The sequence below is a fragment of the Piscirickettsia litoralis genome (assembly GCF_001720395.1).
Taxonomy (GTDB): domain Bacteria; phylum Pseudomonadota; class Gammaproteobacteria; order Piscirickettsiales; family Piscirickettsiaceae; genus Piscirickettsia; species Piscirickettsia litoralis.
This window is the reverse complement of record NZ_MDTU01000001.1, coordinates 2,524,352-2,551,109: the sequence shown is the minus strand read 5'-3', so window position 1 is coordinate 2,551,109 and position 26,758 is coordinate 2,524,352. Positions and strand designations below refer to the sequence as shown.

Below are 26,758 nucleotides of genomic sequence, written 5' to 3'. Positions count from 1 at the left end.
TGTTAGCCTGAGGCTTTTTTTTAGTCGCCTTTGTGTGACAACAGGAACCGATTATACAGTCTTTCGCTGTTAGGTCAAGCGCTTATTGAAAATATTTTCCCTACCAAAGAAGATTGCAGGTATTCTCTTATCATAAGCACAATGTTTTTGATTTAGTCGTTGTTACTACAACTATAATTAGTTATTCTTAGCAGCAAAGCATCATCTTAGCTTTATGATATATGACATTAATAGAACAATGTTGATATAACAAACAAAACAATGAAACCGCTTCATAAGAGGGAGTACAATCAGGAGCATGACTAAACTAGAACTTACCCAGAGCAATACTCACACTCTCGCCGAACGCTTAAATCGTTTGATGAGAGAGCATGGCGTAACAACCTCTCAGCTTGCAAAAAGCACGGGTATTGCCGTTGGCACAATCAACCGCATGTCAAATGATAAAACATGCAACCCAACCATCTCATCACTCAAACCCGTATGCGACTTTTTCTCCATAACCGTCAGTCAAATGATCGGCGAGGAAGAACTGCGTAACTTTCAAAAAATTGCCACCAAATGGTTAAACGTTCCTCTTGTTCAGTGGGGACAGCTAAATAATCGACTTACTTCCGAGTCATCTACCCTGGCAACAGAAGAGTGCGAACAGATCAAAGTCAATAGCGAATTTAGCGCAAGCAGTTTTGCAACACGCATGCCTGATGACTCAATGACCCCTTTCTTCCCAAAAGACAGCGTGCTCATTTTTGATCCAGAACAAACAGTCAGCGATCGCAGTTATGTCCTTGCCTATTTACACAGCCATAACAGCTATGTATTCAAGCAATTAATTATTGATAAACCCTATCAATACCTAAAATCCGCACACTCTGAACTCGGCGCTTACTTACAACTGCAAAAGGGTGATAAGATCATTGCACCGCTCGTACAATCGAAAATAAACTTTTAATCCCAAGTAGGTCTCCATAATTTTTGAGCTGATTTAAATATCAGCTCAATTTCTTCCCTGCAATTTTTCCTCCCATCTTCTTCTAATCTAGAATGCAGAAGGCAACAAACCATAAAACATTCCTAACACCGTCCCCGACATAGATGTGCATAATACTGCGGCAATTAATGCCTTAAATGATAACTTAACATATTCTGCTCGACGTCCAGGTATTAATGCATTATAGGTTCCGATCAAAATACCAATACTCGAAAAATTTGAAAAACCACACATCGCATACACCATCATCAGCTGTGTACGTGGATCTAAACTGTGGCGCAACGCTCCTAATTGCTCAAATGCAACAAGCTCATTAATTACCACCTTTGATGCCATTAATCCAGCAGCAACATGGATTTGACCGCTCGGCACTCCCATCAACCAAACCACAGGCTCCATTACCCAGGTCATAATTCCCGTCATACTTAAATGTAAATCACCAAGATGAATCAGCGCTAAGCCTTTATCCAAAAATTTAACGACGGCAACCACACCAATCATCATCACAATAATGCCTAATAAAATTTTACCGCCTTCAAAAGCACCCAAGGTCAATGCTTCTAAACTATTGCTTGCCTCATGCTCATGAGCAACACGACCTTCTGTCATGATTTCTGTTTCTGGAATAATAATTCTTGCGATAGTCACAACCGCAGGGATTGTCACCAACACCGCTGAAATCACATGCATCATACCCACTTTACCTAGAACTCCTGATAAAATGGCAACATATAAACCCATCACAGTTCCTGCCGTCCCAGCAAGACCAACGGTCATCATGGTAAATAACTCACTGCGCGTTAATTTATTAAAATAAGGACGAATCATTAACGGCGCCTCTGAAACGCCTAAAAAAATATTAGAAGAGACTCCAACCCCCAAAGCTCCACCAACACCAAAAATCCGTTTTAGCAACCAACCCATTCCCTGGACAATTTTATTTAGAAGCCCCCCAATAGGTTAATAGCGCCGCTAAAGCGGCAATAGTAATCACCAAAGGAAGCGCTTGCAAAGCCAACACCATTAAGCTCGCCTGCCCCCCTGGTTTTATTGCAAAAGGTAAGGCGCCACCACCGATATAACCAAAAATCGTACTCGTTGCAGTCAACGTCGCACTCATCAACGCTTGAACTACAGCATTAATTGCCATAAAAACATCGGCAAACCAAGGGATCAAAAACAGCATCAACAAGACGACAATTTGTGCAACTAAGCCTCCTAACACCTGACGCCAACGGATTGCTTTACGATTTTCACTGAGTAAAAATGCAATAAAACAAAAACCAACAAGACCAATAACGCCATGTAAGATAGGGAAAAGATAATGACTCAACTGCATTGCCACACTCTAAAGGTATTCACTAAAAAATGCGATTATACCGACAATTAAGCAACAAGGTAAGCGAAAAGCGAACTATAAAATAAAAAGAAAAGAAAAAACTAAGGATATCTTGGGGGAAACGAGAGGGGAAGGAAGCCAAACACCTAGAAAGGCACCTGGCTTTTCAGGTAAACGCTTACCAGCTGTTACGTGGCTGACGCTTTTCTTGCGGCTTAGCCATGCTAACTTTCATAGGACGACCGCCATTATCTTGACCATCCAATTTCAACGCAGCTTCAGCAGCAGCTTTCTCATCAAATTCAACGAATGCGAATCCTTTAGAACGGCCTGTTTCGCGATCTTGGATCACTTTAACGCTCGTAATAGCACCGAATTGAGAGAAAAGTTCTTCAAGTGATGCATCATCTGCGCTATATGGCAGGTTTCCTACGTACAGTTTTTTCATGTAAAATCTCATTAAATAACAGTTTAACTTAAATCACGTACCAATTAGCGCTTAGTCTAAAGAATACGCTGGGTAGAGTATACACCATATCCTAGAGAACGTATACTTTCTCTAAAGATTATTTCATGCGCTGTACAGTGCTTTTAATTCAACGCATATTATTCAGCATTCCAACAGGCGATTTTTTGATTTTTTCCAATATTAATCAATGGCGGAATATCATCCTGGCATCGTGTCGATGAGATATTACAACGTGACAAAAATGGGCACCCTGATAGAGAAACTTCTCTATCCAAGCACATAGAGTGCGTGCGGCGCTGCCTTGGATCAAGAACCGGAATCGCTTTAAGCAAAGACTGTGTATAGGGGTGCCTCGCTTGATCAAGCTTCTCTGAGGGCAATATTTCAACAATTCGCCCTTGGAACATCACCAAAGTCGTTGATGTCAGCTGCTGCACAACCGCTAAATCATGACTAATAAAAATCAAACTCAACTCATGCTCTTTTAATAATGTTTGGATTAATTGGATAATTTGAGCCTGTACTGATACATCTAGCGCAGAAACCACTTCGTCTGCAACTAATAACTCAGGGCGCACAGCAAGAGCCCTTGCAATTGCCAACCGTTGACGCTGCCCTCCAGAAAGCTCATGAGGGTAATGAGCACTACTGCTCTCATTTAACCCGACTTCACTGAGTAAGTTGATAGCTTGTGCTTGAATATTTTTCTTAGGTGCGCTTTTTTGATGAAAGACCAAAACCTCCATTAGGGTTTGTAATACAGTACGCCGCGGATTCAAACTTGATAATGGGTCTTGAAAAATCAACTGTACACATTTGGCATAATCTCGTCGTTTATAGGCTTTTGAAAAAGCATCTTGACTACGATACAAGATCTGGCCTTGATTTGGCTGCAGCAACCTTAATAATAACCGCGCCAAGGTACTCTTACCCGAACCCGATTCTCCAACAATCCCCAATGACTCACCTTCGGCCAATTCAAACGAAACATCAACTAAAGCAGGGTTCCCAACAACGTTTTTAAAAAACTTTCTTTTTTGAAAACCATAACTAAAACTAAGCGCATCAACAGATAATAAATGACTCACGCTTCCCTCTGCTCAGCATAAAAGCAACGCACTAAATGACCGTAATTTATTTCTTTTAATGCGGGGCTTTTTAGACATTTACTTTCAACGAATTTGCAACGTTGATAAAAAGCACAGCCGGTGATTTTTTCTGTTAATTGCGGCTGACTCCCCGGAATAGGCTCAACTGCTTTTTTACTGTTTAGTCTTGGTACACTTGTCAGTAAAGCCTGGGTATAAGGATGAGAAGGCGATGCAAATAATTGATAAACCCCAGCAGACTCAACAATCTGCCCGGCATACATAACCGCAACTTCATCAGCAAGTTCAGCGACCACCCCCATATCATGGGTAATTAATAAAATGCTGACATTAAACTCTTCTTTTAAATTATGTAATAAAGCAATAATCTGCGCTTGTACCGTCACATCTAAAGCCGTTGTTGGCTCATCGGCAATCAAGACTTTTGGTCGGCAAATCATCGCCATTGCAATCATAATACGTTGGCGCATACCGCCAGAAAGTTCATGCGGATAACGTTTAAAACACCCTTTAGCATCAGTCAAACCCACTTTTTCGAACAACTCAATCGCCTCGCCATGCGCCTCGTTAAAGGATATTTTTTGATGCAGCCTTAGCGCTTCAACGACTTGCTTTCCCACCGAAAACACCGGATTTAACGCAGTAAATGGGTCTTGAAAAATCATCGATAAGTCACGGCCGCGCAAGCGCTTAATGCTTTGTAAACTTAAAGAAAGTAAATCCACTTTTTTTTTTGATTAATACTTTTATCAACATGATCTCTATTATTTAAAAACCAAATATGCCCATCAACACGAGCCGGAGGAAGCAGCCTTAGTAAAGAAAGCGCAGTCAATGATTTTCCTGAACCCGACTCTCCCACTAAGGCTGTCACACATCCCGGCTTTAAAGCCAAAGAAACTTCACGCACCGGGGTTAAATACTGGCCATGCCGATGCAAATGAATCGCGAGCTTATCAATTTCAATCACAGCCTCTTCCATGAAAATCCCTTATTTTCCCTTTAACCTTAATTTATTCTTGCTTAGGGTCCAGCACGTCGCGCACACCATCGCCGAGCAAATTAAAAGCAACCACAGTCACAATCAAAAAAATCCCGGGTATTAAAATCCACGGCATTTGCGCAATCCCCGTCGCCCCAGCTGTCTGTGCATTATTGAGTAATAGCCCCCAATCAACATACGGATCATTCACTCCTAAACCTAAAAAGCTCAAAAAAGACGTAATTAATAAATTTGCAGGAATCGCCAATGTCACGGTAACTAAAATAAAACCATAAAGCTCAGGTAAAATATGTAGAAACAAAATCCGTCGCCGTGAAAAACCCAATACCTTCGCCGCTTGTACATGATCTTTAGTCTTTAAAGACAGCACGCTGCCTCGTACTACCCGAGCTAACCCTCCCCAACCTAATAAACCTAGAATCAATACCATCGCATACATCACATGCAGTGGATCTAAATCCATCGGCAATAACGATCGCAAGGCAAGCAATAAAAATAAAGTCGGAATTGCATAAATCACCTCAATAAAGCGCATCACCAGATTATCTAGCCAACCGCCAACGTAACCGGCAATACCACCAATCACACACCCTAATAACAAAGAAACCAACGTTGCCATTAATGCAAGCGTTAATGAAATCTGCGCACCCCAAACAATTCGGCTAAAAATATCACGGCCATAACGATCACAACCAAAGATAAACACTTTCCCGGGTGATTTTACTCCAAATAAATGCCGATCCATTGGAATGAAACCAAATAAATGATATTCACTGCCTTTCACAAAAAATTCAATCGGGTAAGTTTCTTTTTTATTTGGGTGATATTCAATCGCAAACGTATTCCTATCAAAACTTCGTGTATAACCGTATACAAAAGGCCAAGATAAATCTCCAGTTTCAGGATCAATAAAGTGTACGGTTGTCGGCTGCATTTGGTTGGTATAAGGCTTATCGTAATCATCGGGGCCATAAGGTGCGATAAAACCTGCAAATAAGGCCAGCAAGCCGACAAACAATACGAGAATCCCCCGCAAACAGCCAAGGGATTTTTTCTAAAGCGCTGCCAAAAACTAATTCTTACCATACTATTGACTCACTTGATAGTTCACCCGCGGATCAAACCAAGTTAGCAATAAATCACCTAAAATATTGCCAATCACTAGAATTAACATCGACAGTAAAGTAATCCCAGCAATCACAGGTGTATCTTTGGCATAAATCGCTTGCAAAAATAAAGGCGTTAACCCTGGGTAATTAAAAACCACCTCAATTAAACCTGCACCACTAATCAGACCTGACAAAAAACCACCAATATCTGAGATAAAAGGCAATATTGCATTTTTCAATGTATGCTTATACACCACTGATGTTTCTGAAGCCCCTTTTGCGCGTGCGGTACGGACAAAGTCATGATGCAAAAACTCAAGCATCTGTGTGCGCACTAAACGGCTGATAAAAGCAATCGAGACAAGTGAGGCAACAATCGATGGAAAAATCACATGTTTTAAAATATCAACGACTTTTCCTATAAAAGATAATTGCTGATAGTTATCAGACGTCATACCATGCAATGGAATGGCTATATCATATTTTTGCTTTAATAAGACAATTAAGTAAATAAATAATAAAGCCAAAAAAAACGAGGGGATACCAACAAAAATATAGCTTGTCGCATTGACAAAGCGCTCAGTAAACCTGCCTCTGTTTGTCGCCGAATAAATACCAATCAAAAAGCCAAACAAATAAATAAAAAATGTGCTTAAAGCGATAATCACAAATGAGTTAAGCATGCGCGGCCAAACAAGCTTAATCACCGTTTCGTTATATAAGTAAGAGCGGCCTAAGTCACCATGAAAAACGTTCCACAACCAATGTAGATACTGCTGCCACCAAGGTTGATTTAAACCCAGCTCAGCGGTCATCTCATTTAACTGTGTTGCGGTAAAGTGGGGATTCGTTGCTTGCAAAAAAGTCACATAATTGCCAGGAGATAAATATAAAATCAAAAAAACCAACAATGTCCCCAGCAAAATCGTCGGGATCATGTAAAGAATACTCCTGAGCACATAAGCCATGCCACTCTCCTAACGCCGTATATACACTAAAGGCAAACTATATAAGCCATTAATCGAATCAATCAATTGCCTCGGATAAATTCCACCTAAGCGTTTATTCCAGGCATAACTCACCGCATCCGAAAAGACATAAATTTTCGGCTGCAGTTTACTGTAGATTTCTTGAATCTTTTTATTCAGCACCCGTCGCTGATTGATATCAACCTCATATACGCCTTGATAATACAGGTCATTGACCTGCTGCTCATCTTTAAACAAACAGGACTTATTCTCATTAATGTTATAAATATTTAAATTGCCGCCACAGGGGATTTCATTGGAAAAGTACGGCCAACCCTGCTGATAACCCGTCAAACCAATGATTACCGCCTCAAAGCCCCGATCATCCGCCACTTGCGAGGTATAACCTGTAAGCAAAGTCCAATTCGTTGGCAAAATATTAACATTTACCCCTGCCGCACGCGCATCTCGTGAGAAAATCACACCAATATTATAATAGAGCGATTGAGCCGATTCAGGCACCATAATGCTAAAACGGATCTCTTGGCCTTTGTTATTGATTAGAAAACCACGGCTATTTTTCTTAGCATAGCCTAGGTCTGCTAATAGCTTTTGGGCCTTTTTAGGGTTATAAATATATTTATTCAATGTCGGTGATTGCCATTCTTTTTGCGCTAAAGGTACTGGCCCATAAGCAGGATAACCAATGCCTCCTCGCAATATTTCGATCATTTTTTCTCGATCCATCAGCATGCTCATGGATTGGCGGAATTTTTTATTACGAAATAACCGCTCTAATTGAGGCTTGCTTTTTAAATTCCAGTTAAAACTTAAAGACATGTTTAAAAGCGATGGGCCCACATTAAATAGTAATTTAATCGGTTCGCCCTTATGGATGGCTTCTTTAACTTGTCGAAGTGAACTTGCATTAGATAAATCAATATCATCAATAATACCGACTAAAAATAAATTCAATGGATTAGACTCTAATCCTGCGTAAATCGTCACACCATCGATATAGGGTACAGGCTGCCCCCACGCATCTTGGTTCCATTTAGCAAAGTAAGGATTTTTCTTTAAAATCGCCCGACCTTCTTTTAACTGCTCAACAATAAAAGGTCCTGGAGAGATAATTTGTTCTATTGGTGTACTCAAAGTCCACATTTTACGTACGGCTGCCGCCCCCCCTTGCTGATAAGCCTGCCAAAATATTTTCGCCGGCCAAGGAGTTAACGAACTTAAAGTTGGCAGCGCCAATGCATAGGGCTTTGGAAAAATAACAATAAATGTTTTATCATTAATTTTTTTAAATTCGATTTTTTCTTTATTAATATACAAGGGCGCGTATAGATTAGAGCCTAGTTTTGCGTCTTGATGAATCCAAGCCGTTGTCACGAAATCTTCTGCAGTAATCGGCGAGCCATCACTAAAATATAAATGATCACGTAACTCTACCGTTAAAACTCGCCCATCACTACTGAAATAATATTGCTTTGCCATATAAGGCACATATTCGCGCGTTGCTGGATCTCGAATTAAAGCAGCGACCCCATTAGAAATTCGTTGAGGTAACGCGCCAGCAGTAGAGGTTGTAAAGGGATTAAAGCCCATTAACTGAGCATTTTGTTTAACCTTCAGTTGCCCACCGTAACGCGCTTCACCCTGCTTTGCCGATGTCCAAGCACTTGGAAAGCGAAAGGGTTCAGCAAAACTAACGATCCAGAATAGACTGAAAATAATTAAGGTTGTCATCCATAACAACCTCATAGTCATCTCCTTTTATATCATGATGCCACGGCTCTGATGACCCGTTTGTTAGATCTGCCCTTGATTAAATCATCATGCAATAGCTGGCAGGCTATTGTTGCCTCTTCTTTTAATACGAGGCAAGAAATTTTTACCTCAGACGATGACAGCATATACACCTCGATATCCGCCTGCTCTAAAGTTTGCAATAATTGAGCGGTAATTGCAGACTGTGCTAATAGTCCTGAGCCGATAACGGAGACTTTTGCTAACTCATACTCAATCACAAAATTAAATACACTATAGCCAGGTTGAAGCTTTGTTCTCTCCAAAATTGTCAATACTTTTAATTGATCAAGCATCGAAACCGAAAAGCTCACTTGCGTTCTTTCTTCTTCTTCAACACGTTCATGGACAATCACGTCAACATTCACACCCACTTTTACAAATTGATCAAATAGTTCTGCCATTTGTTTTGAAGTAAGGCCGGCAAGCACAACTCTGGCTATATTTTTATCCACAGAGAGACTCGTCACCTGCACATTATTTTTACAAGCTTGCTTAACTCCTGAATGAACCAAAGTATAATCCCGCTGTTCTTGACTAAATGTATCTCGCACTACAATCGGAATATTATATTTGGCACCAATTTCTACACAACGCGGATGCAAAACTCGGCTACCTAATATTGCCATTTCACGGGCAACTTGATAATCCAACACTTTTAATAAGCGCGCACCTTTAACTCGGTTAGGGTCTGCACTGTAAACCCCTTCAACATCGGTATTAATTTCACATAAATCGGCATTTAAGAATGCAGCAAGCGTCGCCGCCGTTGTATCGCTGCCTCCGCGCCCTAAGGTCGTCAGCTCGCCCAAAGTATCAATCCCTTGAAAACCCGCAACCACAGGAATTATTCCCTGCTGCCAACACTCACTGATTTTGCTAATGTTAATACTTTTAATCTGTGCAGAACCATGAGTGCTGTCTGTACAAATCGCTAGCTGGTGAGCCAAAAAAGGTTTAGCCGGAATATTGTCTTGCTTTAAGGCCGCCGCCATTAAACCTGCACTGACCTGCTCCCCTGCTGAAACCACCATGTCATAACTTGCCGCATCAATTGGATCATTTAAAGCCTCAGTTAAGCCCACAAGGCGATTGGTTTCTTTGCCCATCGCACTGACAACAACTACTATTTTTTTCATACCTGACTGATACTGTCTGGCAATACGTTGTGCAATCTTATGGATTTTCTCAACACTTTCAACAGAAGTGCCTCCATATTTTTGAACGATGACACTCTGTTTTGACAACTGATGGTACATGGATACCCTTTATATTTATAATACGGCCTCACCTTGCCACAATGACTCTATCGACTGAGGCTTTCGAATTATAGTATAGCAAGATCCGTGGACAAGTACCTCAGCAACATGCGGCCGGCTATTATAATTTGAAGACATCGATGCGCAATAAGCTCCACAATCATCTATCGCTAATAAGTCTCCAGACTCAATACCAGCAATATCACGATCCCGACCTAACCAGTCTGTCGACTCACAAATGGGTCCTACGATATCTATCCTCTTATCAACACTTCTTTCATTTTCTTTCTTGCGTTTAAGCGCTTGAATATGGTGATAAGCCTGATAAAGCCCTGGACGCGCAAGCTCAGTCATTCCGGCATCGCAGATAACAAAACGCTTGTCACTACCTTCTTTACAATAAATAACTTCAGTTAATAGCTTAGCCGCGGATGCGCTAATAATTCTCCCAGGCTCGATAATCAGCTCTGCGCCTGTTGGGCCAATGACTTTCTCAAGCATACTTGCATATTCACTAAAGCTAAAACAACACTTTTCATCATGGCGATAGCCTACACCAATCCCCCCACCCATATCGATAAAACGCCCGACTAAACCTTTTTTAAGCAATCTTTGATAAAGTTTTGCCATATAGTTTGCCGCCGCAGCAATAGGCTCTAATTGCATAATTTGACTGCCGATATGACAAGATAGCCCACAATACTCTAAATTTTCATTTGCCTCCAATAAAGTAAGCGCTTGATCAAATTCAACCTTGGCTAAACCAAATTTATTATTGTGAATGCCAGTTGTAATATTTTTATGCGTTTTCGCATCGATATTTGGATTAACACGCAAACACACCGCTGCTACTTGATTATTCTTTTCAGCGACTAGAGCAATTTTTTAAGCTCAGCAAAAGACTCAACATTAAATAAGCCAATACCAACATCCAGTGCGTATTTTATTTCATTCGCTGTCTTGCCTACTCCTGAAAAAACGATATTTTTAGCCTCTAGCTCAGCCTTTAAAGAGCGCATAATCTCACCTTGCGAAACCACATCAGCGCCATAGCCTTCTCTAAAAATTGCTTGTAATATTGCCAAATTACTCGATGCTTTCACCGCATAGCGTAAATGCGTTTTTATCTTAACCTCGTCAAAAGCCTGTTTAAATTCTTGGCAATTCTTTTTTAAATCGCTTTCAGAGTAGACGAAACACGGCGTGCCGACCTCTTTTGCAAGCTTGGCTAACGAAACACCATCACAATACAGCTCATTATTTTTATAAAAAAAACTCGACATCAATAAACCATTATTATCGGCCACTAGACTTACTCACTTTACCATGCCAAAGTAGAGATTAATTTGCAATACGACAAAAATGTAAGGAAAAAATTCATGAAGCGCCATGTTATTCAAACTGACAATGCACCTGCCGCGATTGGGACGTACTCACAAGCGATACAAGTTAAAGATACTGTTTATATTTCAGGGCAAATTCCACTCGATCCTAAAACATCAGAAATCACGGATGATGATTTTGAGGGTCAAGTTCATCAGGTATTCCGTAACCTAGCGGCAATCTGCAAAGCGGCAGGCGGTTCTATCGATGATATCGTTAAATTAAATCTCTATTTAACAGATTTGGACCAGTTCGCAAAACTTAACTTAGTCATGCAAGAGCACTTCAAAGCCCCCTTTCCAGCACGTGCTGCAGTTGAGGTCAGCGCTTTGCCAAAAGGAGTACAGGTCGAAGCAGATGCAGTGTTAGTTTTGGAAAATGTTTAACCAACCTCTCTAGCAGACCGGCACTGCTAGAGACTCTCCTCCCAAAGCTCTTTCTTTACCTACATCTCCTTGATGTACATCTATTTGATGTTTAAAAAATAGCAGGCTTTTCTCCACAACTGCGAGTCTAGCAGTATCAGAACATCGAGGCCCTAGCCCTTGCTGTTTAGGCAAACCGTTAAATTCTTCAAATTGCAATTGACGTGCAAGCTCTGCATCCCATACTTCCTGGATTTTTGATGTCATTTTCTTAGCATCACTGAGACTAGCTTGCCTGCTCTCACTTAAGCGTTGATAAGTGCTCTGGAATAGTTCTATGTCTCCATAATTCTTTACATTTTTCGCAAAAGTTTGCAGCTCAGTATCTGTGCAATCATCAAGCACTCTTTCGGTCCGAGCGCTCTTTTTGACACCAGAAGAAGTAGAATGAGATGCTTTATAGCCTACAGCGCCACCCAGCGGCCCAGCGACTAATTGAGTAAAATCGTCATAATCGAACTGTGTTACCGGGCCTACCGAAATAACATTGCTAAAGTGGCCGCAACTGTAACTACCATTATGAGCAATAATTTGTGGTGTCCTACCAGAGTCAATCATACTTTTCATTTCAGCGAATAAAGCAGCTTGCCCATTTATCAATCTTTCTCGATCCACAAGAATAATATTATGCGCTAAAAAGAAGTCATCACTAAAAGCACCAAACAGCTCAACACTCTTCGTAATATCTGAACGTTGAGAAAGCTGACGAATAAAGGCACCCAAGTTTTTCTTCAACTCAGTCAAGTTTTCTGGAGCACTACCATCATCAGTTAATGGCAATAATTTCCCCATTCTCGAAAAATCTTCTTTATAAGCATGATGTGCAGAAACGTAAAGCACTCGGAGTCTCTCAAGATCACTCGACTCCTGTATATTTTTTAGCATGGCTTGCCATCCGGCTTGCTTCGCAGCCTGCTCAGAAAGTCGAGGATTAACTGCTCTGCCAAGACTCACTATTAAGCAGTCGTTATCACCGGCCCCACCATTTCTTTTATGCTCATATGTCATGTCATCACCTTAGTCTTGCTCTAAAAAAGCTATCAACGGCTATACCATTCAACCATACCTTATAAACAAAAAAAATGGTAATTTTATCCGAGTCTTTACCATAAACGCCTCTGGCAACAGCATAGTCTGCTTGGTCTAAGTAAAATAAAGGGACAACACTCTTTTTACATCACCATAATAACGGCTGAGAACATAACAAAAATTTTGGAATAATCGATTTAGTAAATCAGCCGGTGGTAGCCGTATTTATAACCTGAACTACCACAATAAATTTTGCTTTAGGTTTAGCAGGGCGAATTGTTTACTTCTTATAGGTCTCAGGCAATTTATAGGCACAAAAGATGCTGATGACAAAACCAACAACAAGCACTTGAAGAGCATATTGATAACTGATTAAAGAATACTGCATCACACCGTCTACTTTATGATCACCAGCAAGGCCCATCAGCCAACCGGTCAGCGGCTGTAATAAGGTCGGTGCGGTCATGATAATCACTGACACAAAGCCCAAAGCAGAACCAACGATTTTTCCAGGATTCGATGCTTGTGCTGCTGGATAGCCTAAGATTTGCGCGGCAGTAAAGAAGCCAAGCAAGAAGAATAAGCCAATATAGCTCGAATAACTCAAGCCATGCGCATATAGAATGACCAAGAAAATAACCAATGAAATCACCGCTGAAACTATCATCGGTAAGCGGCGCTGTCGCAAGAAATCAGACACAAAACCAACCACCGTTGATCCAACGATTGTGCCAATAAAAATCATCATATTAATCGTTGCAGCCTCAGTGGCTGAAAAACCATGACCTTGTTGCATAAAATGAGAACCAAACAGCCCTCCTAGCAGCATAATCGGTAAGTTCATCAACGCAATATATAAACCAATCAGCCAGTTATGTGGGTTTTTCACCAAAATAGCCAGTGTCTGCCAAAAGCCAACCTTATCAGCTGGGTTTATTTGCAGTTTAGCGTGCTGCCTAGAAACAGGCGCATCTTTAACAACAATAAACACAATCGCTAATAAAACCACACCAATCAGCGCAACACCATAGAGCGCCTCACGCCACCCCCATTGCTCAATCATCATTGTGAGCGGTGTCTGAGAGACTGCGCCACCGAGCATCCCTATCGTTACAATCATGCCAGAAGCGGTCGCCATGCGATTTTCAGGAAGCCATTGAGAGGCTAAACGTAAGATACTTAATAAACAAAAAGCCGCAGAGATTCCCTCAAGAAAGCGAGCAACCACTAAGAACCAGGAGCTACTTGCACTGGCAATTAACAGTGTACCAATAATGCACATCACCATGCCGTAAATAATCACCCGGCGTGAGGACAAACGATCAACCAAGACTCCTGCCGGGTACAGCAATATGGAATCAGCAAGAAAGTAAAACGCAGAGACTAAGCCAATTTGAAAAGCAGATAAATGAAAGGTTGTCGTCAAACTCCCAGCCAAAGAATTAAACATGTTCATTTGAATAAATTCGTAGAAGAAAAACAAGCCACCGACCAAACTGATGGCCCAGGCTTTCATAGAGGAGGTTTTTGTGGACAAGGCAGTTAGATCTGGGGACGTGGATAAATCACTCATCGTGCAGGAAACCTTATTTTTGACACAAACGGCAGAACACTAACAAACTATGCACAAAAATTCAACTAATAATTTCAAAACACCAATCTTCTGATTTATTTATATTTATCATAAACCTAGTTATTGAACACACTATAAAAAATCTATAATTCAAAGCACTAGCATCTCACATCAATACCCGTACATTATTCCTAACTCATTAAACTTTATATAAATCACCAGCAACTAAAACTCTCTTTTAATCTTCTACTAACCTTAAGTCTATAGACACAAAAACGAGATCACTATGTCACTGAAACCACTTGTTCTCACACTCACCGGCTTACTCGTGCTCACCATAAGCGCTTGCAGTCGCCCGCCTCAAGATAGCGCTGACTTCATCGCAAGCATTCAAGAAGGTGCTGCACACTCTAGCGAACAAAGCCAAATTGTCGATCAAAATTTCGAAACTGTAATCAGCGCTATTATTACTAACTCGAATAATTGCTTAACTAAAGACAGTAAATCGATCATCACGCCCTCAATTTATCTGACTGGCAAAAACAAAGCCACATTTAGCCTTCAAATCCCCATTGAGGCTGATCATTTTTGGCAAATGATTCCTAAAGGTGGCATCTACGTTCTTGTTGCAACCATCAGCGCCGTCACTCAGCAAAAAACCAAGCTCACAATTTATACTGAGAAATCGGGGCGGCCAGCAATGAAAACACTGATGGACTGGAGTCATAATAAGGCAAACAGCTGCTCGCTTTATTAAGATAAAATTAAGTAAATTATCAGGCTATTTACATTAAGCTTCTTTTTTATTATTACTAATACTACATTACAAAAGGCATGATTATGATGATAAAAAAAACTTCACTATTGCTAATTTCACTGATTCTCACCGCTTGCGCAGGAGCACCAAGTAATCCTCAACAAGCCGATCAATGTGAAGAAGGTCTAAAACAAGCCTATAAAGAACTCGACTATGCCAAAACCAAAGGTCTCGATGGCACCGTCGATTATACCAAAGCGGCAAGTTTACTGTCCGCGGCAAAAATCCAACAACAATTTAATAAATTTCCAAACTGTATTAACAAAGTTGAGCGCGCCCGTTATTACATTAAGCAAAGCCAAAAGTAGCATGAATCATGCTGCTTGGCTCTCTAATATAATTCGCAAACCTTCTTTAATCTCACCCCCAGGGGTAGGTGTTGCTTTATGGATCACTTGATCATTATCCCAGATAATTAGATCATTATCCTGCCAAGTATGAGTAAAGGTCGATTCATCTTTTAAGCTAGACTCAGCAAGCTTGGCTAATACTCGTTCTGATTCTGTTTTTTCCACATCACAAATATGCGATAGAAACTTATTATTTGTATATAAAGCACATCGATTAATGTGACGATGCTGCCATACCAAAGGGTGAATAGCTTCAGCCTTGCCGACATTTTGCATGCCAACATAAGAAACATTCTTAGTAAAGCAACCTGTTTTTCCATCTAAATAAGATTTTAGATGCTCTGGTAATGCCTGGTAAGCTTGAACCATATCAATAAACGAAGTCTGTCCACCTGCTTTTGGTGCTTGACGAATATACAACGCAGTTGCCTGCGGGGGCACATCCAATGAAGCGCCATCAGAATGCCAAAACACGCCTGCCTGTCGGCCCAATTTTTTAGGCATTCTCCCTATTTGAAAGTCGAGTAACAAAGGGTTCTCCTTCAATTGCTAAAGGGGCCTTTGCTAAAGGTAAAATACCTGCCATTAAATTTTTAAATTCAACTAAAGTCAAATCAACATTCCTAAGCAATAACAATTTATGCTCAAACAGCAAGGACCTAATCTCTGTACCCTCCAAATCACCCAAAGAAAACTCTCTAATTTCTAATCCTATTCGCTTATTAAATTCCATAACAATATCCTTATATGAAATTACAAATTAATTAAAGACACGCAATCATATTAGCCCTTTTATAAGTTCTTATAAATTATTTATTATTTACACATCGTTAGGTTATTGTTAAAAACATAATCAGAACACAAATCGATCATATAAATTCATCCGCTCTTGCCCCACCTAAACAGTAAAGCCGCCAATCGCTAAAACTTATCGCCTTGCTAAAAACATGCTATATTATGCCTTTCAATTTTCAGACAGTTATATACGAGTAATCTTCATTTAGGTGCCAAAACGTCATGCAACGAAAAATATTAGCAACTACAGCCCTGTACTACGCCAACGGCTCTCTTCACTTAGGCCATATTATCGAAGCAATTCAAGCAGATATCTGGGCTCGCTTCCAACGTATGCATGGCAATGAATGTTACTTAATCAGTGGCAGCGATGCCCACGGCACCCCCATCATGCTCCGTGCAGAAAAAGAGGGAATCAGTCCAGAAGAACTCATTGCCCGCTTTGCCAAAGAGCATGAACAAGATTTTAAAGGCTTTAATATCAACTTTGATAACTTCTATACGACCCATAGCTCTGAAAACAAAGAGCTGGTTAGCCACATCTATAACCAACTTGATAAAAATGGTGATATAGAAAAACGTACGATTATTCAAGCCTTTGACCCTGAGGAAAAAAATGTTCTTACCTGACCGCTTTGTTAAGGGTGAGTGCCCAAAATGCGGTACGGCCGATCAGTACGGTGATTCTTGCGAGTCTTGTGGCGCCACTTATAGTCCGTGCGATTTAAAAAACGCGATTTCTGTCGTTTCAGGCGCAACACCGATAGAAAAAGAATCCGAGCATTACATTTTTTAAACTCACTAATTATGAAAACATGCTCAAAACATGGATCCAACAAGGGCACCTGCAAGAAGAAATCGCCAATAAGCTAAATGAGTGGTTTGAAAGCGGCTTAAGCGATTGGGATATTTCCCGTGACGCACCTTATTTTGGTTTTGAAATTCCAAACGCTCCTGGCAAGTATTTTTACGTCTGGCTGGACGCACCGGTTGGTTATATGGCCAGCTTTATGGATCTTGCCAAAAAGAAAAATCTTGATTTTAACGAATTCTGGAAACAGGACGATCAGACTGAATTGTATCATTTTATCGGCAAAGATATTGTATATTTCCATAGTTTATTTTGGCCGGCCATGCTTGAAGGGGCAGGTTTTCGTAAGCCGAGTAATGTCTTTGTTCACGGCATGCTCACCGTTGATGGGCAGAAAATGTCAAAGTCTCGCGGCACCTTCATCAAGGCGAGCACCTACTTAAATCACTTAAGCTCTGAGTATTTACGCTACTACTTTGCCGCCAAACTGAACCGTCGCATTGATGATATTGATTTAAACCTCGAAGACTTCACTCAACGAATTAACTCTGATCTCGTCGGTAAAGTTGTCAATATCGCCAGTCGCTGTGCTGGTTTTATAAAAAAACGCTTTAACAATCAACTTGCAGAAACATTAGATGACCCTACTTTATTTGATGAATTCAGCAAGCAAGCCGATACCATTGCCAATTATTACGAGTCCCGTGACTTCGCTTTTGCCATGCGTGAAATCATGGCACTTGCCGATAAAGCCAATCAATATATTGACCATTACAAACCTTGGCAGCTTATCAAAGAAGAAGGTCAGGAAGAAAAAGTCCATCTAGTGTGTACGATGGGCATCAACCTTTTCCGTATGCTTGCGCTTTATCTAAAACCCGTCTTACCTGAGTTAAGTAAAGATGCTGAAGCCTTCTTAAATATAAATTCTCTCACTTGGGCAGAGAGTCAATATGCTTTATTAAATCATCAGATCAATAACTTTAAACCGTTGATGAAACGCATCGAGCCGGCACAAATCGACAAAATCATCGAAGAAACCAAAGAAGAACTCGCCAAAGAAGCCAGCATCGGTACAACACCGACTGTTAACGCTGACAAAGAAGATAATTTACTAAACAAAGACCCTATTGCCGAAACCATTTCGATTGATGACTTTGCAAAAGTTGATCTGCGTATCGCTAAAATCATCAAGGCTGAACACGTTAAAGAAGCCAATAAATTACTTCAGTTGACCTTAGACTTAGGCGGCGAAACTCGTAATGTCTTCGCCGGCATCAAATCCGCTTATCAGCCCGAAGAGCTCGAAGGCAAACTCACTGTCATGGTAGCAAACCTAACACCTCGTAAGATGCGCTTTGGTATCTCAGAAGGCATGGTTCTAGCTGCAGGCCCTGGCGGTAAGGATTTCTGGATCCTCAATCCAGATGACGGTGCTATGCCAGGTATGCGTGTAAAATGACAATGAAAGCTGTATCCATTGAAGCAATCGAGGCACTGCTACCACAGACCCAGTGCACTCGCTGTGGCTACCCTGATTGCAACGCCTATGCAAAAGCCGTTGCAGCAGGAACGGCTCATAACCAATGCCCACCAGGCGGACCAGAGACCATCATCAAACTCTCTGAGCTATTGGATCGTGAAGTCAAAGTGCTCAATCCAAAAAAACGGTCAGCACGGCCCTAAACTTATGGCGAAAATTGATGAGTCACGTTGCATCGGTTGTGTAAAATGCATTAAGGCCTGCCCCGTCGATGCGATTTCCGGTGGACCTAAGCGCATGCATACTATCATTCAAAGTGAGTGTAGTGGCTGTGAGCTTTGTATCGCCCCCTGCCCGATGGATTGCATTGATATTATTCCTGCACCAATCCAATACAGTGAACTACAATCAGAGCAGTATAAACAGCGTTATCACGCTCGCACCCTACGTTTGGAACGTGACCGAGAAGAAAAGCTCGACGCTCAACGCCAAGCACGTCAAGGTGGGCTGAAACAGGCGCAGTCTGAGCAAGCTACCATCAAGGCACGCCAAGACTTTGTTAAAGCCGCCGCCGCTCGTGCTAAGGCCAAACGACTCGCCTAAAAAAAATCAAAATTAAAATGAAAAAACAAACAGGACAACGCTGTGAACGCTGCCAAACGACGCCTTATTTTTGAACAGCTACAGGCTGATAATCCAGAGCCGACCACTGAGCTTAATTTTAATAACCCCTTTGAATTACTCATTGCGGTGATCCTATCGGCTCAAGCAACAGACATCGGGGTCAATAAGGCAACAGTTAAGCTCTTTGCTGTCGCCAATACGGCAGAACGTATATTAATGCTCGGCGAAGAAGCTCTCAAAGACTATATTAAAACCATCGGCCTTTATAATAATAAAGCGGCCAATATCATCAAAACCTGCCAAATTTTACATGAACAATACCAAGGTGAAGTGCCAACTCAGCGTAAAGAGCTTGAAGCCTTACCTGGTGTTGGTAGAAAAACAGCGAATGTCGTGTTAAATACCGCCTTTGGCGAACCAACACTCGCCGTCGATACTCACGTCTTTCGCGTCGCCAACCGCACTGGCCTTGCCCCTGGCAAAACCGTGCGGCAAGTGGAAGATAAACTCTTAAAAGTCATTCCAAAAGATTTTTTACGTGATGCTCACCACTGGCTGGTATTACACGGCCGCTATGTCTGCCAAGCACGCAAGCCAAAATGCAATGATTGTGTTATTAATGAATTATGTGAATATAAAGCTAAAATACTATAGCTTAATTCAAAACAATAATTATATTATATTTAGATAAAATAGCAGGTAAAAATCATGTTTTCAGATAACCGCACCGAACTACGCAAACAATTTTTTGATGCTTGGAGCAAACAAGAAAACAATGAAATTTTATCGCCCTTAGAAGTGACAATTTGCCAAGTCATCGCTGAACATCCTGAATATCACTTTATTTTTAGCAATATGGACCGCTATATTAACCAAGATTATTTACCAGAATTTGGTGAGGCGAACCCTTTTTTGCATTTGTCTATGCACCTGGGCATCCGTGAGCAAGTCTCGACCAACCGTCCCAAGGGTATTAGCCAAATCCATCAAAGTTTAAGTATCAAATTAGGTAATAATCTAGAGGCTGAGCACCTTATGATGGATGCCCTTGCCGAAACACTCTGGCAAGCACAGCGAGATAATCAAGCACCTGATGAGGCTCAGTATATTAAACGCCTAAAGAAAATACTAAAGCGATATAATTAAAAATAAATTTACTTTATTTTTTTATCATCATCCAATCAGGGCTAAAATTGACGAGTTTACCCCAAAGAAAATCAACATCTTTCAAAATTTCTGACTGGCTTCGCAATACTGGCAAACTCCGCAGCGTGTAATTTTTATGTTCTTTTTGATCTTTCCATAAACTAACAACAAAATGATGCCTTGGATTATTAATATTGTGCATGACCGCCGCACAGAGCGCATGCGCATCTTTTAACCCCGGTGCCCAAATATTACGCTGGGCATCAAGAAAATGCTCTACACAATCTTCTTTAACGGTACACTCGGCTACTCGCATCACCTCACACTTGGAAATTGCCGTAAAAAAATCGTCACATTCTCCGTTAATCATTAGGCTAAGCTCAAAAACACTTAACGATAACAAACGACATGAATTATCTGCATCTGTGCCACATAACTCAAGATGGGGTCTTTGATTAAAGGCTTCAAAGGCGTCTCGGTCTTGCCAAAAATCGAGCACACTCACTTCATCTTCATTGTGGCAATCCCACCCCCCTGCTTGTGCGACAAAGCCAGGAGCAACATTCAATTCTTTTTGCCAATCACTTTGCTGCTTAGCAAAAGCATCTCTTTGATTGTCCAAGACTTCCCCACAGATCCACTGCACTAGCATCGCAGCTACCTAGTATTACCCCTCAATACCTTTAGGTGTAGAACATTTCTGGAATATTCGTTGCATAAAGAAAACAACTCGCTGTTCAGTAGTGGAATTTTTCAGGATGAAAAAAGTCTTATGTAGTATGTTTGCGAAGACTAAGAAAGGGAAAAGGCGTAAAGTCTGGCGGAGGGACAGGGATTCGAACCCTGGAAGGGCTATTAACCCTTGCCGGTTTTCAAGACCGGTGCATTCAACCGCTCTGCCATCCCTCCGTAAAGACGGAATGCATAATATAAGAGATTGATTTCAAATGCAAGGGCTGGCTTGATTTTTTTGATGCAGTCGATAATGTTAAAGGTAGCATGTTAGTCAATTTGTGGAGACGACGATGTTTGAACAAAAACCAACTATAGAACGCCGTGGCGAGTCCATTCTCGCCACCAACAAGGTGTTGCGCAACACTTACTTCCTACTCGCTTTAACACTCGTTTTTAGTGCGATCACAGCGGGCTATGCGATGGTTGCCCAAGTCACCCCTTTAAACCCGATCATCACTCTCGTTGTCTACTTTGCCCTGCTCTTTGCCACTCAAGCCCTACGCAACAGCGTCTGGGGGTTAGTCCTTGTCTTCGCCCTCACCGGCTTTTTAGGCTATACCATAGGCCCCATACTCAATTTCTACATAACAACCTTTAGCAACGGTAATGAGCTGATTATGATGGCACTAGGCTCCACTGGGGTCGTTTTCTTCGTGCTCTCAGCCATCGCCATGACCACCAAACGTGACTTTACCAACATAGGGACGTTATTGTTCGCAGGTGTCATTGTTGTCCTTGTGGCCGTTGTTGCAAACTTATTCTTAAAGCTTCCCGCTCTAGCCTTAGCCATATCTATCGTATTGGCTTTAATTTCAGCAGGTTACATTCTTTATACAACAAACATGATCGTCAGAGGCGGTGAGAATAACTATATTTCGGCCACGGTGATGCTTTATGTCTCTTTGCTGAATATCTTCTTGACCTTATTGCAACTTTTTGGCATGTTTGCAGGCAATCGCGACTAGAGCTTTAAAGCGACTCTAGTTTGAACAGCAACAAAGCCCCCTTCTGGGGGTTTTGCTATCTTAGCAAGTTAATTTAGGATGGGTTATTTTGGCTGCAATGACAGGACATATTAAAAAATCATGAACTTTGCTATTTTTATTCAATGCTCCCCTTTCGAGCATCAAGGTAGCTTAAGCGCCTACCACTTTAGCCAAGCTGCCGTACAATCAGGGCATAAAATTCAGCAAGTGTTTTTTTATCAAGCCGGAGTCCTTCATGGCCAAACTCATGTCATTCTACCCAGCGATGAAGTAAATATTATTGAGCTTTGGCAACAACTTGCCAATCAACACCATATCCCGCTGCGCTTATGTATTACACAAGCCGAAGAGCACGGCATCACTGAGCCAGTCCAACCTTTTAAATTAAGCGGGCTCGCCGAATTTTTTTGCAGAGTCTAGTCAAGCAGACCGCCTCATTAGCTTTAAGGGCGCTCAATAATGAAAAGCCTGGCAATTATTCTCCAAACCGCCCCCTATGGCAATCATACTGCACAATCTGGCTTAAATGCAGCTTTAGCCGCTTCTGCAATGATCGAAGATTTGAGTGTATTTTTTGTCGGCGATGGCATCTTACAGCTGAAAAAAAATCAAAGTACAAAAGCATTAAAATGCAAAAATCAGCTCCCAGTTTATCAACTACTCACGCTTTATGATGTAGAAAATATTTATATCGACAGTACGGCTTTACAACAATATAGCCTCACTCATAACGATATTCAGCACTCTTATACACGACTAAAAACCACTGAAATTTACCAATGTATTTATTCACATGATCACTTATTGAGCTTTTAATTCAGTTATGGCAACCTTACATCTCATTCAATCATCACCGTATCAAACCACCGCCTTATCGCGCTGCCTAGAGCAATTGCATGAAAAAGATGCTATTTTACTGCTTGAAAATGGTGTTTATGCAACAAGCATAAGCTATCAATTGACAAAAAAAGCGTCTACGCCTTGCTTCGCTCTGGAGGCTGATTTAAAAGCACGGGGGATTGATCAACTAGATTCAAGTATTACGGTTATAGATTATAAAAAATTTGTTGAGCTAATCGCTCAGTTTGACAATAGTTTAACCTGGAATTAAGCCCAAAAATGCTTCAATTTAATCAGCAAATCATCGAAACAGACGCCTCTGGCTACTTAAAAAATCCAGCCGATTGGCATCAAGAATTAGCCCCGATTATCGCCGAACAAGAAGGCATTACCTTAACAGCTGATCATTGGGAAATCATTCACTTTGTCCGTGATTTTTATCAAAAGTACAATACTTCACCGGCAATTCGCATGTTAGTGAAAGCCTTAAAAGAAGAATATGGCCCTAACAAAGGCAACAGCCTCTATCTGATGAAGTTATTTCCACAAGGCGCGGCAAAACAAGCGACTAAAATTGCAGGTCTTCCTAAGCCAGCTCGATGTATTTAACGTGCTAGGCTGCTGAAGGTCGATTTAATAATGGTGACCTTTTCTCATCTGCTTTAACCGTAAAATAAAAACAAGTGCCATGACCAACACCTTCAGACTCTAACCAAATTTTACCACCATGATTCTCAACCACCTTGCGGCAAGTAGCGAGACCTAAACCACTGCCCTCCTGGCCTTCCACATTATTCAAACGCTCAAAATTATCAAACACTTTATGATGATAGGCAGGGTCTATCCCTACGCCATTATCTTGCACGCCAAATACGTAATAACCCTGCTGCTCAGAACAGCTGATTTTTATTTCCGGCTTTTTATCAGGTTCAATGTATTTTAATGCATTCGCAATTAAATTTTGGAACACTAAGGAAAGCAATGACGGGTCTGCGGCAATCGTCGGCATTACATCATGCTGCACATCGGCTTGCTTTTCTTGTAAATCAACCTCTAATGCTTGCAGCGCATCTTCAATAACGCCTGTAATCGAGATTTGAGGCTCAATCTGCACCTTGCCCGAGCGAGAGAACGATAAAATCGCATTGACGAGCTGAGTCATCCGACTCACACTTTTTTGAATATAATCAATACTGTCTTTTACTTCTTCAGTTTGATTATCCGCCAAATTTGTCTCTAAAATCTGGCTGTAAATGCTCAAGCGCCGCAATGGTGATTTTAAATCGTGTGAAGCTGCGAAAGCAAAGCGCTCTAAATTATCGTTCACTTCATGCAAGTTAGTATTTTTGTCCTGTAAAGCTTGATGTAATTGGGCAAGCTCTAACGCATCCCCTAGCGTTCTTGCCATCATCTCAGCAATTTCTAAATCAAACCAATCAAACTCTTCTTCTCGCGCTTCTGTAGAGACAAAACCCAGGGTGCCATAAAATTTTTGATCAATAAAAACCGGCATACCGATGTAGGACTGTAATCCAAGCTCTTTACAAGCAGGGTGATCACGCATTGCCCGAATTGCACCAACATGCAAATAAGTCACTGTCCGCTTATGACGAACAACCGTTTCACAATACATCTGATCCAATTTTGACACTGAGCCTTTTTTCAATTCGGCAAGTGAAGAAATTGAGGCAACAATTTTATGGTCATCACCATCCACTTCGCTCAAAAATCCCGTTTCCAAGCCTAACAGTTGAATCCCTGCATTTAAGTAAGCAATCAACATTTCAGCAAAATTTTCATAATTTGAGGTCGTAACACGATATAATATTTTTAAATGTTCATTGTGCTGGTAATACTGCATACCTGCTGCATTATCGTAAGTTTTAATGTTCTGCTGCTCTTGGCAAATGAGCATCACACTGCCGTCGGGTTCAGGGTAGCTTGTCACCAATACCGAAATAGAGTCCCCGTAAATCGAACGAAGTTCTGCAGGCTGTTTTTTTAAGCTTGCAGCGCAATCAATCGGCCGACCCTCTAAATCAAATAAGAACTCTTTGACCTCAGCGCGATTGACTTGCTCACCATAAAAGCCCAATTTCCTCAAGGCCACTTCATTAAAATAAAGCGCCCGACCTTCCGAGTCAGATTGAATGACTAAATCATTCAAATGGGCCAGCAAACTTTGGCAATCAAACGTGTGCTTCATAATCCCCCCAACTTATACACCCTAGTGTAGAAGGAGAATGCTAAAAAAGTATGAAAAACATAAGCAAAGCTATCTAGCCTACTGTAATAAAACAAAATTAATGAAGTTATTTGCGCCCTTGTTTTATTTATTTTATGTTTATAAATCAGCCTCGATGAAGACCTATCAGAGTATTTATATTTCTTTATAATCATAGAGATAGAAAAAGAGTGATCAAGCTTAAGTAAGCGCTAAGCATCGCTCTTTATACTAGCCCATCTGAGGTTATATGAGGAAAATGACAACGATGATAATTACATTAGGGGTGAACAAGCTACGTTTAAGCGACTACCGCCCTGTCAGCATCCGTAAAAGCACATTGATCTTGAGCACGGCTGAAGGTCAGCATCAGGTTCAGTTTAGGCATGACAACCCCGCACTAATTCAAAAAATCAGGCAATACATCTTGTCATGCATGCAACGCGGCTTTAAGCGCTTGAATTTAGATCATTATTTGAAAAGCTTACACAAGTCTAATCAGCTATTACTAGTGACAGCCACAACGGCCGCTTCTTGTGTAGAGTGAAAAAAGGTATTCACGCCCGAAAGTAGCATCTGTACCGACATAATAACCAGCAACATCCCCATTAAGCGTTCAATCGCCACCAAGCCTTTAGCGCCCAACAATCGCTGCAATAAGGGCGCAGAGCTTAACACAATCAAAGTCAGTAATGAGGCGACTGTAATTGCAATGAACCACACCCACGTGTGAGTCGGGTCTTTCATCGCCGAAATCATTACCGTTGCCAATGCTGCAGGGCCTGCGACCAATGGAATCGCCAGCGGCACAATAAAAGGCTCCCCCATTTGCACTTCACCATCTCCATGGCTGGCAGGAAAGATCATTTTCAAGGAAATTAAAAATAAAATAATACCTCCGCCAATACTTAATGCAGAAGTAGAAACCCCTAAAAACTTTAGAATATATTGGCCACCAAACAGAAAGCTCACGATAATAATATAAGCAATAAATGTTTCTCGTAAAATAATCCGTAGACGACGCTTTGGGTCAACATTTTTTAAAACCGAAAGAAAGACTGGAATATTGCCAACAGGATCCATGACAATAATCAATGTAATCGTTGCAGTAATTAGCGTCGTTAGCATAACTTGCTAGCCCCTGTGCCAGTTTCTATTCTAAGTTTTCTCTTGATTTAAAGAGATAATTAAGTACAGATAAATTCTTAAACAGCCCACATGCTACCATAAGATGGTAACACGCCCAACAACAGCATACTGATATGTTTATTCACTGCTTATTATTTAATCCTCATATCTTTAAGTCCCGTGGGCAAAGGTGATGCACCGATATGATCAATCCCCTTGATCTCCCAGCCATTAAATTTGCGCATATAAACCTCAGACAAACGTCGGGCACTGGTGATTTGTGCCGCTGTCATTTGCTTTTGTACTTCACTCGCTTTTTTGAGCAAAGCCTCCTGAATTGAAAAAGGCAA

At 41.1% G+C, this 26,758-nt stretch carries 31 protein-coding genes, 1 tRNA gene and 3 pseudogenes; 14 read left to right on the top strand and 21 right to left on the bottom strand.

Annotated features, from left to right (window positions below; all coding sequences use genetic code 11):
* Positions 1 to 298 precede the first annotated feature (298 nt).
* A complete protein-coding gene (locus BGC07_RS12735; protein ID WP_069313416.1) occupies positions 299 to 952 on the top strand; it encodes a helix-turn-helix domain-containing protein in 654 nt (217 codons plus the stop codon).
* Between the two features lie 87 nt (positions 953 to 1,039).
* Here the strand turns inward: BGC07_RS12735 and BGC07_RS12730 are convergent, their stop codons facing one another.
* The 12 genes from BGC07_RS12730 to BGC07_RS23395 all read right to left on the bottom strand — a co-directional run bounded on the left by BGC07_RS12730 (position 1,040) and on the right by BGC07_RS23395 (position 11,366).
* Complete coding sequence (locus BGC07_RS12730; protein ID WP_235603179.1) at positions 1,040 to 1,906, bottom strand: nucleoside transporter C-terminal domain-containing protein; 867 nt, start codon at positions 1,904 to 1,906, stop codon at positions 1,040 to 1,042.
* Between the two features lie 22 nt (positions 1,907 to 1,928).
* A complete protein-coding gene (locus tag BGC07_RS22485) occupies positions 1,929 to 2,330 on the bottom strand; it encodes a Na+ dependent nucleoside transporter N-terminal domain-containing protein (RefSeq protein WP_235603178.1) in 402 nt (133 codons plus the stop codon).
* A 178-nt stretch (positions 2,331 to 2,508) separates the two neighbouring features.
* Positions 2,509 to 2,778 (bottom strand): RNA recognition motif domain-containing protein, encoded by a 270-nt coding sequence (locus BGC07_RS12725; protein ID WP_069313415.1) that lies wholly within the window; start codon positions 2,776 to 2,778, stop codon positions 2,509 to 2,511.
* A gap of 158 nt (positions 2,779 to 2,936) precedes the next feature.
* Positions 2,937 to 3,887, bottom strand: a complete 951-nt coding sequence (locus BGC07_RS12720) for an ABC transporter ATP-binding protein (protein ID WP_069313414.1) — start codon at positions 3,885 to 3,887, stop codon at positions 2,937 to 2,939.
* Positions 3,884 to 4,633: an ABC transporter ATP-binding protein gene (locus BGC07_RS23405; RefSeq protein WP_268801665.1), complete on the bottom strand. Its 750-nt coding sequence runs from the start codon at positions 4,631 to 4,633 to the stop codon at positions 3,884 to 3,886. The genes BGC07_RS12720 and BGC07_RS23405 overlap by 4 nt, the downstream gene beginning before the upstream one ends.
* Positions 4,615 to 4,890, bottom strand: coding sequence for an ATP-binding cassette domain-containing protein (locus BGC07_RS23400; protein ID WP_268801664.1), 276 nt, complete (start codon positions 4,888 to 4,890; stop codon positions 4,615 to 4,617). Before BGC07_RS23400 ends, BGC07_RS23405 begins: the two co-directional genes overlap by 19 nt.
* A gap of 31 nt (positions 4,891 to 4,921) precedes the next feature.
* A complete protein-coding gene (locus BGC07_RS12710) occupies positions 4,922 to 5,929 on the bottom strand; it encodes an ABC transporter permease (RefSeq protein WP_235603177.1) in 1,008 nt (335 codons plus the stop codon).
* Between the two features lie 69 nt (positions 5,930 to 5,998).
* Complete coding sequence (locus BGC07_RS12705) at positions 5,999 to 6,988, bottom strand: ABC transporter permease (RefSeq protein WP_069313413.1); 990 nt, start codon at positions 6,986 to 6,988, stop codon at positions 5,999 to 6,001.
* Between the two features lie 9 nt (positions 6,989 to 6,997).
* A complete protein-coding gene (locus tag BGC07_RS12700; RefSeq protein ID WP_235603176.1) occupies positions 6,998 to 8,755 on the bottom strand; it encodes an ABC transporter substrate-binding protein in 1,758 nt (585 codons plus the stop codon).
* Between the two features lie 17 nt (positions 8,756 to 8,772).
* Positions 8,773 to 10,059 (bottom strand): aspartate kinase, encoded by a 1,287-nt coding sequence (locus tag BGC07_RS12695; RefSeq protein ID WP_069313411.1) that lies wholly within the window; start codon positions 10,057 to 10,059, stop codon positions 8,773 to 8,775.
* A 15-nt stretch (positions 10,060 to 10,074) separates the two neighbouring features.
* Entirely contained in the window at positions 10,075 to 10,941 is an 867-nt protein-coding gene (gene lysA, locus BGC07_RS22470) for a diaminopimelate decarboxylase (protein ID WP_077216900.1), read from the bottom strand.
* The gene (locus BGC07_RS23395; protein ID WP_077216899.1) at positions 10,932 to 11,366 is read right to left on the bottom strand and encodes a diaminopimelate decarboxylase family protein; all 435 of its coding nucleotides are present in this window, start codon (positions 11,364 to 11,366) and stop codon (positions 10,932 to 10,934) included. Before BGC07_RS23395 ends, lysA begins: the two co-directional genes overlap by 10 nt.
* Before the next feature lie 72 nt (positions 11,367 to 11,438).
* Between BGC07_RS23395 and BGC07_RS12685 the strand changes: the two genes are divergently transcribed.
* A complete protein-coding gene (locus tag BGC07_RS12685; RefSeq protein ID WP_069313410.1) occupies positions 11,439 to 11,828 on the top strand; it encodes a RidA family protein in 390 nt (129 codons plus the stop codon).
* A 9-nt stretch (positions 11,829 to 11,837) separates the two neighbouring features.
* On the opposite strand, the gene BGC07_RS12680 is transcribed toward BGC07_RS12685, so the two are convergent.
* Positions 11,838 to 12,875, bottom strand: a complete 1,038-nt coding sequence (locus BGC07_RS12680; RefSeq protein ID WP_069313409.1) for a hypothetical protein — start codon at positions 12,873 to 12,875, stop codon at positions 11,838 to 11,840.
* A 301-nt stretch (positions 12,876 to 13,176) separates the two neighbouring features.
* The gene (locus tag BGC07_RS12675) at positions 13,177 to 14,469 is read right to left on the bottom strand and encodes an MFS transporter (protein ID WP_069313408.1); all 1,293 of its coding nucleotides are present in this window, start codon (positions 14,467 to 14,469) and stop codon (positions 13,177 to 13,179) included.
* A 286-nt stretch (positions 14,470 to 14,755) separates the two neighbouring features.
* On the opposite strand from BGC07_RS12675, the gene BGC07_RS12670 reads away from it, so the two are divergent.
* Complete coding sequence (locus BGC07_RS12670) at positions 14,756 to 15,226, top strand: hypothetical protein (RefSeq protein WP_069313407.1); 471 nt, start codon at positions 14,756 to 14,758, stop codon at positions 15,224 to 15,226.
* An 83-nt stretch (positions 15,227 to 15,309) separates the two neighbouring features.
* Positions 15,310 to 15,594, top strand: a complete 285-nt coding sequence (locus BGC07_RS12665) for a hypothetical protein (protein ID WP_139121694.1) — start codon at positions 15,310 to 15,312, stop codon at positions 15,592 to 15,594.
* Positions 15,595 to 15,600: 6 nt separating this feature from the next.
* On the opposite strand, the gene BGC07_RS12660 is transcribed toward BGC07_RS12665, so the two are convergent.
* Together BGC07_RS12660 and BGC07_RS12655 are read right to left on the bottom strand one after the other, a co-directional pair.
* The gene (locus BGC07_RS12660; protein WP_069313406.1) at positions 15,601 to 16,140 is read right to left on the bottom strand and encodes a TauD/TfdA dioxygenase family protein; all 540 of its coding nucleotides are present in this window, start codon (positions 16,138 to 16,140) and stop codon (positions 15,601 to 15,603) included.
* Positions 16,133 to 16,369 (bottom strand): hypothetical protein, encoded by a 237-nt coding sequence (locus BGC07_RS12655; protein ID WP_069313405.1) that lies wholly within the window; start codon positions 16,367 to 16,369, stop codon positions 16,133 to 16,135. Before BGC07_RS12655 ends, BGC07_RS12660 begins: the two co-directional genes overlap by 8 nt.
* Before the next feature lie 284 nt (positions 16,370 to 16,653).
* Here BGC07_RS12655 and metG point away from each other — a divergent pair.
* The 4 genes and pseudogenes from metG (at position 16,654) to BGC07_RS12635 (ending at position 20,495) form a co-directional block, all read left to right on the top strand.
* Positions 16,654 to 18,704 (top strand): annotated as a pseudogene (gene metG / locus BGC07_RS12650) (methionine--tRNA ligase).
* A gap of 2 nt (positions 18,705 to 18,706) precedes the next feature.
* Positions 18,707 to 19,328, top strand: a pseudogene (locus BGC07_RS23925) (RnfABCDGE type electron transport complex subunit B).
* A gap of 42 nt (positions 19,329 to 19,370) precedes the next feature.
* Positions 19,371 to 20,003, top strand: coding sequence for an endonuclease III (gene nth / locus BGC07_RS12640; protein WP_069313404.1), 633 nt, complete (start codon positions 19,371 to 19,373; stop codon positions 20,001 to 20,003).
* A 54-nt stretch (positions 20,004 to 20,057) separates the two neighbouring features.
* Positions 20,058 to 20,495, top strand: coding sequence for a DUF1841 family protein (locus BGC07_RS12635; protein ID WP_069313403.1), 438 nt, complete (start codon positions 20,058 to 20,060; stop codon positions 20,493 to 20,495).
* A gap of 13 nt (positions 20,496 to 20,508) precedes the next feature.
* Here BGC07_RS12635 and BGC07_RS12630 read toward each other — a convergent pair whose 3' ends face one another.
* The gene (locus BGC07_RS12630; RefSeq protein ID WP_069313402.1) at positions 20,509 to 21,147 is read right to left on the bottom strand and encodes a DUF4937 domain-containing protein; all 639 of its coding nucleotides are present in this window, start codon (positions 21,145 to 21,147) and stop codon (positions 20,509 to 20,511) included.
* Positions 21,148 to 21,313: 166 nt separating this feature from the next.
* Positions 21,314 to 21,404, bottom strand: a tRNA-Ser gene (locus BGC07_RS12625).
* A gap of 116 nt (positions 21,405 to 21,520) precedes the next feature.
* Between BGC07_RS12625 and BGC07_RS12620 the strand changes: the two genes are divergently transcribed.
* The 5 genes from BGC07_RS12620 to BGC07_RS12600 all read left to right on the top strand — a co-directional run bounded on the left by BGC07_RS12620 (position 21,521) and on the right by BGC07_RS12600 (position 23,665).
* Complete coding sequence (locus tag BGC07_RS12620; protein ID WP_069313401.1) at positions 21,521 to 22,195, top strand: Bax inhibitor-1/YccA family protein; 675 nt, start codon at positions 21,521 to 21,523, stop codon at positions 22,193 to 22,195.
* A 120-nt stretch (positions 22,196 to 22,315) separates the two neighbouring features.
* Positions 22,316 to 22,636, top strand: a complete 321-nt coding sequence (gene tusD, locus BGC07_RS12615) for a sulfurtransferase complex subunit TusD (protein ID WP_235603164.1) — start codon at positions 22,316 to 22,318, stop codon at positions 22,634 to 22,636.
* Between the two features lie 39 nt (positions 22,637 to 22,675).
* On the top strand, positions 22,676 to 23,032 hold the full coding sequence (tusC, locus tag BGC07_RS12610; RefSeq protein ID WP_069313400.1) for a sulfurtransferase complex subunit TusC: 357 nt from the start codon (positions 22,676 to 22,678) through the stop codon (positions 23,030 to 23,032).
* 7 nt (positions 23,033 to 23,039) lie between these two features.
* Entirely contained in the window at positions 23,040 to 23,327 is a 288-nt protein-coding gene (gene tusB / locus BGC07_RS12605) for a sulfurtransferase complex subunit TusB (RefSeq protein ID WP_069313399.1), read from the top strand.
* Between the two features lie 8 nt (positions 23,328 to 23,335).
* Entirely contained in the window at positions 23,336 to 23,665 is a 330-nt protein-coding gene (locus BGC07_RS12600; RefSeq protein ID WP_069313398.1) for a TusE/DsrC/DsvC family sulfur relay protein, read from the top strand.
* A 4-nt stretch (positions 23,666 to 23,669) separates the two neighbouring features.
* Here the strand turns inward: BGC07_RS12600 and BGC07_RS12595 are convergent, their stop codons facing one another.
* On the bottom strand, positions 23,670 to 25,262 hold the full coding sequence (locus BGC07_RS12595; RefSeq protein WP_069313397.1) for an ATP-binding protein: 1,593 nt from the start codon (positions 25,260 to 25,262) through the stop codon (positions 23,670 to 23,672).
* A 277-nt stretch (positions 25,263 to 25,539) separates the two neighbouring features.
* On the opposite strand from BGC07_RS12595, the gene BGC07_RS20180 reads away from it, so the two are divergent.
* Complete coding sequence (locus tag BGC07_RS20180; protein ID WP_139121693.1) at positions 25,540 to 25,827, top strand: hypothetical protein; 288 nt, start codon at positions 25,540 to 25,542, stop codon at positions 25,825 to 25,827.
* Here BGC07_RS20180 and BGC07_RS12590 read toward each other — a convergent pair.
* Both BGC07_RS12590 and BGC07_RS12585 read right to left on the bottom strand, forming a co-directional pair.
* Positions 25,779 to 26,408: a MarC family protein gene (locus BGC07_RS12590; protein WP_069313396.1), complete on the bottom strand. Its 630-nt coding sequence runs from the start codon at positions 26,406 to 26,408 to the stop codon at positions 25,779 to 25,781. The genes BGC07_RS20180 and BGC07_RS12590 overlap by 49 nt on opposite strands.
* 152 nt (positions 26,409 to 26,560) lie before the next feature.
* Positions 26,561 to 26,758: pseudogene (locus BGC07_RS12585) on the bottom strand (hypothetical protein); the annotation flags it as partial.

Bases quoted from the DNA above. Each gene is read 5' to 3' on its own strand.
- BGC07_RS12665 (WP_139121694.1), top strand. From the start codon at position 15,310: ATGATGATAAAAAAAACTTCACTATTGCTAATTTCACTGATTCTCACC.
- tusB (WP_069313399.1), top strand. From the start codon at position 23,040: ATGGCAACCTTACATCTCATTCAATCATCACCGTATCAAACCACCGCC.
- BGC07_RS12725 (WP_069313415.1), bottom strand. From the start codon at position 2,778: ATGAAAAAACTGTACGTAGGAAACCTGCCATATAGCGCAGATGATGCA.
- BGC07_RS12685 (WP_069313410.1), top strand. From the start codon at position 11,439: ATGAAGCGCCATGTTATTCAAACTGACAATGCACCTGCCGCGATTGGG.
- BGC07_RS12655 (WP_069313405.1), bottom strand. From the start codon at position 16,369: ATGGAATTTAATAAGCGAATAGGATTAGAAATTAGAGAGTTTTCTTTG.
- BGC07_RS12600 (WP_069313398.1), top strand. From the start codon at position 23,336: ATGCTTCAATTTAATCAGCAAATCATCGAAACAGACGCCTCTGGCTAC.
- BGC07_RS22485 (WP_235603178.1), bottom strand. From the start codon at position 2,330: ATGCAGTTGAGTCATTATCTTTTCCCTATCTTACATGGCGTTATTGGT.
- BGC07_RS12670 (WP_069313407.1), top strand. From the start codon at position 14,756: ATGTCACTGAAACCACTTGTTCTCACACTCACCGGCTTACTCGTGCTC.
- tusC (WP_069313400.1), top strand. From the start codon at position 22,676: ATGAAAAGCCTGGCAATTATTCTCCAAACCGCCCCCTATGGCAATCAT.
- BGC07_RS12660 (WP_069313406.1), bottom strand. From the start codon at position 16,140: ATGCCTAAAAAATTGGGCCGACAGGCAGGCGTGTTTTGGCATTCTGAT.
- BGC07_RS12735 (WP_069313416.1), top strand. From the start codon at position 299: ATGACTAAACTAGAACTTACCCAGAGCAATACTCACACTCTCGCCGAA.
- BGC07_RS12635 (WP_069313403.1), top strand. From the start codon at position 20,058: ATGTTTTCAGATAACCGCACCGAACTACGCAAACAATTTTTTGATGCT.
- BGC07_RS12695 (WP_069313411.1), bottom strand. From the start codon at position 10,059: ATGTACCATCAGTTGTCAAAACAGAGTGTCATCGTTCAAAAATATGGA.
- BGC07_RS12595 (WP_069313397.1), bottom strand. From the start codon at position 25,262: ATGAAGCACACGTTTGATTGCCAAAGTTTGCTGGCCCATTTGAATGAT.
- BGC07_RS12630 (WP_069313402.1), bottom strand. From the start codon at position 21,147: ATGCTAGTGCAGTGGATCTGTGGGGAAGTCTTGGACAATCAAAGAGAT.
- BGC07_RS23400 (WP_268801664.1), bottom strand. From the start codon at position 4,890: ATGGAAGAGGCTGTGATTGAAATTGATAAGCTCGCGATTCATTTGCAT.
- BGC07_RS20180 (WP_139121693.1), top strand. From the start codon at position 25,540: ATGACAACGATGATAATTACATTAGGGGTGAACAAGCTACGTTTAAGC.
- BGC07_RS12680 (WP_069313409.1), bottom strand. From the start codon at position 12,875: ATGACATATGAGCATAAAAGAAATGGTGGGGCCGGTGATAACGACTGC.
- BGC07_RS12675 (WP_069313408.1), bottom strand. From the start codon at position 14,469: ATGAGTGATTTATCCACGTCCCCAGATCTAACTGCCTTGTCCACAAAA.
- BGC07_RS12700 (WP_235603176.1), bottom strand. From the start codon at position 8,755: ATGAGGTTGTTATGGATGACAACCTTAATTATTTTCAGTCTATTCTGG.
- BGC07_RS12590 (WP_069313396.1), bottom strand. From the start codon at position 26,408: ATGCTAACGACGCTAATTACTGCAACGATTACATTGATTATTGTCATG.
- tusD (WP_235603164.1), top strand. From the start codon at position 22,316: ATGAACTTTGCTATTTTTATTCAATGCTCCCCTTTCGAGCATCAAGGT.
- BGC07_RS12620 (WP_069313401.1), top strand. From the start codon at position 21,521: ATGTTTGAACAAAAACCAACTATAGAACGCCGTGGCGAGTCCATTCTC.
- BGC07_RS12705 (WP_069313413.1), bottom strand. From the start codon at position 6,988: ATGGCTTATGTGCTCAGGAGTATTCTTTACATGATCCCGACGATTTTG.